The following is a 5,765-nucleotide window of genomic DNA, read 5'->3' on the forward strand; positions in this document are numbered from 1 at the left end:
CAGAGGCCCCGTATGACCTTGTCAGGACCATGCGGGCGTCGGTTCTGTGCCTGGGCCCCCTGCTGGCCAGGCTGGGCCGGGCCAAAGTGGCCCTGCCCGGGGGGTGCGCCATAGGATCGCGTCCGGTGGATCAGCATCTGCGGGGGCTGGAACAGATGGGGGCCGGTTTTGAACTGGACTCCGGTTATATCGTGGGCAAATGTAAAAGGTTATGTGGAGCGCATATCATATTCGACCTGCCAACAGTTGGGGGCACGGAAAATCTGCTCATGGCGGCTGCCCTGGCCAGGGGAGAAACTGTCCTGGAAAACGCAGCCAGGGAGCCGGAAATAACGGATCTGGCCGAATTTTTAAATGCCTGCGGGGCCAGGATCAGCGGTCACGGCACCAGCGTTATCCGTGTTCAGGGTGTGGATTCCCTAGAGGGCTGCACATACAGGGTCATGTCCGATCGCATCGAGGCCGGGACCTACATGGTGGCTGCGGCCATTACCGATGGAGAGGTCCTGCTTACAAACTGCCCGGACAAGGAACTGGACGCGGTGGTGGCCAAGCTGCAGGAGATGGGAGTGGTCATTTCGCCTGAACCTGAAGGCTTCCGGGTATCTTCCAATGGAGATCTGCAGGGGGTGGATGTGGTCACTCTGCCGTACCCCGGGTTCCCCACGGATATGCAGGCTCAGATAATGGCCCTTATGTGTGTCGCCGCAGGCACCGGGACCATCAAGGAGACCATCTTTGAAAACCGCTTTCTGCATGCCCTGGAGCTCAACCGCATGGGAGCCAGGATCAAGCTTTCCGGCCAGAGCGCTGTGGTCAGGGGCGGGGCGGACCTGGTGGGGGCCCCGGTCATGGCCTCGGACCTGCGGGCCAGCGCCAGCCTGGTCCTGGCGGGGCTTAGAGCCAGGGGCAAAACAGAGGTGCAAAGGATCTATCACCTGGACCGGGGCTACGAAGTCATGGAAAAGAAGCTGGAAGCAGTGGGTGCAAAAATCAGCAGGCAAAAAGAGAATTAGCTGCTTATGGAATATGCCCTCTGGCTTTATCCCCTGATCTTTGTGTCCTCCTTTGTCCTGTCCATGGCCGGCCTGGGCGGGGGGCTCATTTTCGCTCCGCTTTTCCTGCTTGTGGGCTTTGCCCAGTCATCGGCCGTGGCCTCCTCGCTTCTCTTAAACGCCCTGGCCGCCACCACGGCCTCTTACGTGTATATCCGCAAGAGGATGGTGGATTTCTCCCTGTCCATACCGCTGGTAATCAGTTCCGGACTGGCTGCTCCCATAGGGGCCATGTGTACCAGGTGGGTTGATGAGAGTGTTTTTCTGTGCGTTATGTCGGTGGTGCTGTTTCTGGCCGCGGTGCGCATGATGTTTGTAGGCGGCGTGGCCGGGCAGGGCACACGCGCCCATGTCTGGTCCCTGGCCAGGGTCCTGCAGGCTTCTTTTCTGGGGCTGGTCATCGGGTTCATGGCCGGGATGCTGGGCATTGGAGGGGGTATATTCGTAGTGCCTCTGCTTATTTATCTGCTGCAGGTAAATCCCAGGACAGCTGCGGCCACCACGGCCTTTATAGTCTGCTTTTCATCTTATGCCGGTTTTGCAACCCATGTGGCAGTGACTCCTCTGGACTGGAAGTTTCTGGTCCTGGCCGGGATTTTCTCCTCAGCCGGGGGGCTGGCCGGGTCCAGGCTCATGAGTTCAAGGCTCAGCGGTGCATTTGTCAGAAAACTTTTTGCCCTGGTCCTGTTTTTTCTAAGCCTGCATCTTATGTATCAGGGAGTTTTTACTTGAGCCCGCGAAAAACAGATACCGGGATTTTTCAAACAAGGTGGTTTAGTTGAAACATACAAAAGGCTTAGTAGTGGCGGCTCCGTCCAGCGGCAGCGGCAAGACCACCGTGGCTTTGGCCCTTATGGCCGCCTTTGCCAGGAAAGGCCTGATTACCGCCCCGTTCAAGGTGGGGCCTGATTTCATAGATCCGGGATATCATGTAAGGATCACCGGGCGCGTCAGCCGAAACCTGGACGGATGGATGCTGCATGAAAAATGCAACAGGGAGATTTTTGCCCGGGGAGCAGATGGAGCTGACGTGTGCGTGGTGGAAGGGGTTATGGGGCTTTATGACGGGTACGACGGGGCCTCAGAGGCCGGCTCCACGGCACAGATTGCCAGGTGGCTGGGTCTGCCGGTTCTTCTGGTGGTGGACGCCCGGAGTATGGCCAGAAGTTTTGCAGCCTTAGTCAAGGGATTTCTGGAGTTTGACCCGGAATGTTCTTTTTGTGGGGTGGTGGCCAACAATGTCGGTAGCCGGAGGCACCTGGACTACCTGCAGCAGGCAGTCAGGGATCTGCCCGGATGCAGGCTTCTGGGGGGCATACCCCGCAATGCCGGGGTGCAGATTCCATCCAGGCACCTGGGCCTTTATACTGCAGAAGACCATGTATTGACCCGGGAGATGATCTCTGATCTGGCGGATCTGGCGGATAAGCACCTGGACCTGGACTCTTTGCTGCATGAGCTTACCTTTGTACAGCCTGAACCTGTCAGGGAGAGGAGCCGGCCTGATGCCCGTGTGCGCATCGGTGTGGCCAGGGACAGGGCCTTTTGTTTTTATTACCAGGACAACCTGGACCTGCTTGAACAAAACGGCCTGGAGCCGGTGTTTTTTTCGCCTCTGCAGGATGAGGCTTTGCCCCGGGACATACATGGCCTGTACCTGGGCGGGGGGTATCCGGAGCTGCATGCGGCGGAACTGGCCGGAAACAGCTTTCTGCTGGAGAGCATCCACAGGGCGGGCAGCCTGGGGATGCCCATATACGCGGAGTGCGGTGGATTTATGTACCTGTGCAAAAGCCTGGTGGATATTGAGGACAACGTGTACGGCATGGCCGGTATATTTCCCTTTACCTCCAGGATGCAGGCCAGGCGGGCCGGCCTTGGGTACAGGGAAATAAGGCTGTTGGGCGATACTCCCCTTGGTTGCCGGGGGAGCGTGCTTAGAGGGCATGAATTTCATTATTCCCGGATTGATGAACAGGATCAGGCGGTTTCCGTGCAGCAGGTTTACGGGGCCACGGACAAAAGCGGGGAGCAGCGATCCTGCCCCGGCTGGCTTAAAAACAATACCCTGGGCAGTTACGTGCACCTGCATTTTTTAAGCAGCCCTGACGCAGGCCGGGCATTGGCCCGGGCATGTCTGAGTTTCAGGGACAGCGGCCTGCATCTCAAGTTGTGATACAGGGAGTGCAAGAGTTTATTTTTTCGGTATTTTATTCAATTTGTTTTGAAACTATCCATCAGGGTCCGGGGACTTTGCAAACAGGACGTAAAAACTCACTCCAAGGAAGCGTAAATCAAAACCTACACACAGATTTGATAGCCAGAATATTTTTTGTAACATGCTTTGAATCAATTTAGGTGTTTTACGGTTTTGATTAACGCTTCCTACGTCGTTCAAACAGTTTACGCCCAGTTTGCAAAGTCCCCGGACCCTTGATATCAGCCGTGCGCTTAATTTGACCAGCTTTATCAGGTGGTGAATCCTTACGAGTCTTTTTTATAACCTATTAACACTAATTTTAACATTTAAGCTTTATACTCGATGGGCAGGTTTTACTTCCTGGTCCCGGCGCAGGGCCGGGACAAAGTACAGGATAAGGGTGCCCAGGATGATCAGCCCTCCCAGCCAGGTCATGCCCGGCGGGGATTCCCTTATTACCAGCCAGACCCAGAAAGGTCCCAGAACGGCCTCCAGCAGAAGAAAGAGGCTTACTTCCGGGGAGGGCAGGTTCCTTGTGGAAACCGCCAGGAGCACCGAGGCCAGGGGCATCTGGACTATGCCCATCAGGGCCAGGACCATGAAGCTCGAAAGCTCGAGGCTTAAGGGGGAGGCCCAGAAAAAGGCCAGGGCAGCTGCTGCGAATCCCCCCAGGGAGACCACGGCAGTCCTTTTGATTTTGGGTCGCCGGCGCAGAATGGTGTAGTTGCCCCCTACAGCCACTGCAGCTACAAGGGCGGAAAGATCTCCCATGAGATTGCCTGTGCCCAGAGATCCCTTGAAGACAATGGCCACTCCTGCCATCACAGCCAGGATGGCCAGCCAGGTTCTGGCCTGGATGTCTTCCTTGAGGATGAACCTGGTGAATATGGCCGCAAACATGGGTGCGGTGCTGAAAATAAGAACCGAGTTGGCAACGTGGGTGTTCAGAATGGAGATGACAAACCCGGTGCTGGTCACTCCGAAAAGTATACCCGAGGCCAGGGCTGCACTGCCTTGGGTCTTTATTTCCCAGAAGGGCAGTTTTCTGCAGTCGCAGTAAAAAACAAGGCTTAAGGTCAGCCCCATGAGCAGACCCCGCCAGAACAGGACCGTCCAGGGATCGGCCATGGCCAGCCTGATGAGCAGGGAGTCGAAGCTGAGGACAAATGCCCCGGTGAAAGCCAGAATTATTCCCCGGCTGTACCCGGTCTTGAGCAGGGATTTATGCTTGTTCATGGCCAGGGATTATTCCTCTCTGCAAGTATTGTTTCTGATTGGAGTTTTTTCTGGTCGCTTGGCATCAAAGAAATGTAGCCCGGAGACAGCACTAAAGTCCAGAGGCATATTTTGGTTCGCCCGGTTTAAGCGTACTTCCTCGAAAAGAATGAATGTTTTTCACAGCCTGGGGCGGGGGAGTTGCGTGATTCGTGGGCTGGCTTTGCTGGGGGTGAATTGACTTGAGCTTAGACAGAGACTACATTGCAATCAAAATGACTGCAAAAGGAGTTTGACATGCAAATGACAATCCGCATGCCCGACGAGTACAGGTCCAGGATTGAGGAAGTTTCAGAAAAGACCGGCCTTAAAAAATCAGATATTGCCCGGATGGCCATCAAAAAATTCCTGGAGGACTTTGATGTCCAGGCCCGAGGAGACAGGACTTCAGCTAAAGCCCATGACCTGATAGGTGTTGTAAACAGCGGGATTCCTGACCTGGGAACAAATCATCGCCGGCACCTGCTCAACCTCATGCGGGATCAGAAGCAATGAAGGCTCTGCTGGATACAGGTCCATGGGTCGCACTGATAGACAGAAGTGAAGTCGCCCACGAAGCTTGTGTACAGTGGTTTGCTTCTTTTTCAGGGGAGCTTTTTTCAACCGAGGCCGTCCTTACCGAGGTTCTTTATCTCCTTAATTTTTCTCTCAAGGCTCAGCAGGCAGCGCTGGACTTTGTAATCCGAGGAATTGTGACCCTGGTTCCTTCAGATCTTTATTCACTGCATTTTGCCAGAACCCAGATGGAAAAATATGCAGACCTGCCTATGGATTTCGCCGACGCCACCCTGGTTTGCCTGGCAGAAGAGTCCGGAATTTTGAATATTGCAACACTGGACCATAAAGACTTTTCCATTTACAGAACCACCGGCAATCAAGTTTTCAGGATTTTGACGCAGTGAGACCGTGGAGTCAGAGATTAAAGATCAGAAGGAAGAAAAGATTAGACAGCAAGTAGAAATAATCTTCACAGAAGTATTTATTTCTCGATTTGTGCAGACGCCGATGGCATAGAGTGGAGTTTAAAACAATAAGGCAACAACATCGAGGAACCAGCAAATGGAGGAAAGAATATGAGCAGGACAGTCTGCAATTTCAATTCAAGGCCGTTTTTTTCCAGGGGGGCGGGCAAAACCCGTGGCGCAGCCGTGATTCTGCTGGTGCTCCTTATCTGGGGTTTTCCCTGGTCCGCCCTGGCGGATGAGCCAAGGCTGCCGGAGTCCATCCTGGGGATG

Annotated in this window: 6 protein-coding genes; 5 read left to right on the forward strand and 1 reads right to left on the reverse strand. The window is 54.6% G+C overall.

The annotated features are described in order from the left end of the window. The 3 genes from murA to D5S03_RS00125 all read left to right on the forward strand — a co-directional run. Nucleotides 1-1,016 (forward strand): UDP-N-acetylglucosamine 1-carboxyvinyltransferase (gene murA, locus D5S03_RS00115; protein WP_287042334.1); only part of this gene is annotated, 1,016 nt, incomplete at its 5' end. Between the two features lie 6 nt (nt 1,017-1,022). Further along, nucleotides 1,023-1,787 (forward strand): sulfite exporter TauE/SafE family protein, encoded by a 765-nt coding sequence (locus D5S03_RS00120; protein ID WP_287042335.1) that lies wholly within the window; start codon nt 1,023-1,025, stop codon nt 1,785-1,787. A gap of 46 nt (nt 1,788-1,833) precedes the next feature. Further along, entirely contained in the window at nt 1,834-3,231 is a 1,398-nt protein-coding gene (locus D5S03_RS00125; RefSeq protein WP_287042336.1) for a cobyrinic acid a,c-diamide synthase CobB, read from the forward strand. Between the two features lie 357 nt (nt 3,232-3,588). Here the strand turns inward: D5S03_RS00125 and D5S03_RS00130 are convergent, their stop codons facing one another. Continuing rightward, nucleotides 3,589-4,491 carry a DMT family transporter gene (locus tag D5S03_RS00130; RefSeq protein ID WP_287042337.1) on the reverse strand — a complete coding sequence of 301 codons (903 nt, stop codon included), beginning with the start codon at nt 4,489-4,491 and terminating at the stop codon, nt 3,589-3,591. A gap of 276 nt (nt 4,492-4,767) precedes the next feature. Here D5S03_RS00130 and D5S03_RS00135 point away from each other — a divergent pair, with 276 nt between their 5' ends. Both D5S03_RS00135 and D5S03_RS00140 read left to right on the forward strand, forming a co-directional pair. After that, complete coding sequence (locus D5S03_RS00135) at nt 4,768-5,025, forward strand: YlcI/YnfO family protein (RefSeq protein WP_287042338.1); 258 nt, start codon at nt 4,768-4,770, stop codon at nt 5,023-5,025. Beyond that, nucleotides 5,022-5,432, forward strand: a complete 411-nt coding sequence (locus D5S03_RS00140; protein WP_287042339.1) for a type II toxin-antitoxin system VapC family toxin — start codon at nt 5,022-5,024, stop codon at nt 5,430-5,432. Before D5S03_RS00135 ends, D5S03_RS00140 begins: the two co-directional genes overlap by 4 nt. Nucleotides 5,433-5,765 lie beyond the last annotated feature (333 nt).

This window comes from Desulfonatronospira sp. MSAO_Bac3 (assembly GCF_003838035.1).
Lineage (GTDB): Bacteria > Desulfobacterota > Desulfovibrionia > Desulfovibrionales > Desulfonatronovibrionaceae > Desulfonatronospira > Desulfonatronospira thiodismutans.